The 1,399-nt window shown below is 64.3% G+C and carries 1 protein-coding gene and 1 pseudogene; both read right to left on the reverse strand.

The features are described from left to right. A pseudogene (locus tag C0V97_RS05870) lies at nt 1-541 on the reverse strand (hypothetical protein); the annotation flags it as partial. Further along, nucleotides 538-1,353, reverse strand: coding sequence for a hypothetical protein (locus C0V97_RS05875; protein WP_127101654.1), 816 nt, complete (start codon nt 1,351-1,353; stop codon nt 538-540). The pseudogene C0V97_RS05870 and the gene C0V97_RS05875, both read right to left, overlap by 4 nt. Nucleotides 1,354-1,399: the final 46 nt, after the last annotated feature.

A 1,399-nucleotide genomic window follows, 5' to 3' on the forward strand; every position in this document is an offset into this window, starting at 1 on the left:
CCGAACCGGCATAGCTGCCGACTGGCATCATGATTTCATCGAGCCAGCCCGAAACCTCGCGCAGCGCGATCTGCACGCCAAGCCGGTCAGGCTGCCAGGGACTGCCCAGCCCGCTGAATACGGGGGTGAGGACAGAGCCTGGCGGGTTGAGATCGATCTGGCGCGCCTGGTCATGCGTCTTGCTGCCCGCCTTGATACGGATGGGCATCCGGTCGATGACGCGATCGCGGATCAGGGCGTCGTACCGTCCATCGGGATTGGCGAGGGTGATCGCCCCCCAGCTCTCGCGCACCGAGGGCGAGGCTGGCGAGAGATCAAGCCGCCGATCGATCGAGAAAGCATCGGTCAGCAAGGGCGGATAGGGCGTTCCGTGTTCATCGACATAGCCCCCATCGGACAGGCGCAGCGTGTCGATGATGCTCCGCCGGAACGGCAGAAGCGTGAGGGTTCCAGCGGCGCGTGTGCCGTAGCCCCGGTCGAAGGCCACCGCGAGCGGGCGCTCCGCATCGATCTCGACCGTATGAAAGAGCGGCCCGTTCATGCCGCCCTGCCTTGGGCCTGATGCCGCTGCTCGGCGAGTTGCCGATTGGCGATGTCAAGCTGCTTGTTCGCCGTCTCCAGCAGCTTGTAGAGCGCGCCGGAGAGGGATTGCGTGCTGCCATCCACTGTCGTCTTGAACGCTGATTCCGTGAGGACGTTCGGCTTCAGCGTTCCCACCGTCTGCAACAGCTGCTGGACGGCGTTGAAGTCCACCGCGTATTCCCGCCCCGAGCCGTTATAGCTCTGGCTCTGGGCGAGAAACGCCTCTGCCGTGCTGCGCAGGGATTGCACCGCCTCGTAATCGCCTTGCTGGGCCTTGCTCGCAACCGATCGAAAATTGTCATTGGCCGCCCGGTATTGCGCCTCGGCCGAAAGAGGCGAGTAGCTCGACAGATTGAGCCCGTTGGCAAAATCGACCAGATTGCCGATGACCGACGCCACCGTGTTGGCTACCTGGTCGCGCTGCTGCCGTGCTTCGTCCGCCGCGCGCAGATGTTCCTGGCGCAGGGCCTTGATCGCCTGCGTCTTGGCGTCGGCCTCTGCCTTGGCAGCGGCGGCGGCCTTGTCGGCGTAGCTTTTCTGGATGGCGAGACGCTCGGCCGCGAGGGTCTTTTCGAGCGCGGTCGCCTGGTCGAGATAGGTCTGGTTCCCCGTATAGGCCTCGCCGAGAAAGCCCTTCCAGCTTTCGGCGAGCTGACGCTTTTGCTGGGACGCCGAGAGATCGAAATCGAGCAGATCGGCGCCCTGCTGATCGCCCTGGGCTGCCAGAAGCCGGGCTTTCACCGATTGCCCGCTCTCGCTCAGGCTGCGCATGTTCTGCTCGTACCCTTCCCGCTAGAGCGCGCTGAACTTGTCGTTA

The sequence above is a fragment of the Asaia sp. W19 genome (genome assembly GCF_003994335.1).
In the GTDB taxonomy this organism is placed as follows: domain Bacteria; phylum Pseudomonadota; class Alphaproteobacteria; order Acetobacterales; family Acetobacteraceae; genus Asaia.

Bases quoted from the DNA above. Each gene is read 5' to 3' on its own strand.
- C0V97_RS05875 (WP_127101654.1), bottom strand. From the start codon at position 1,353: ATGCGCAGCCTGAGCGAGAGCGGGCAATCGGTGAAAGCCCGGCTTCTG.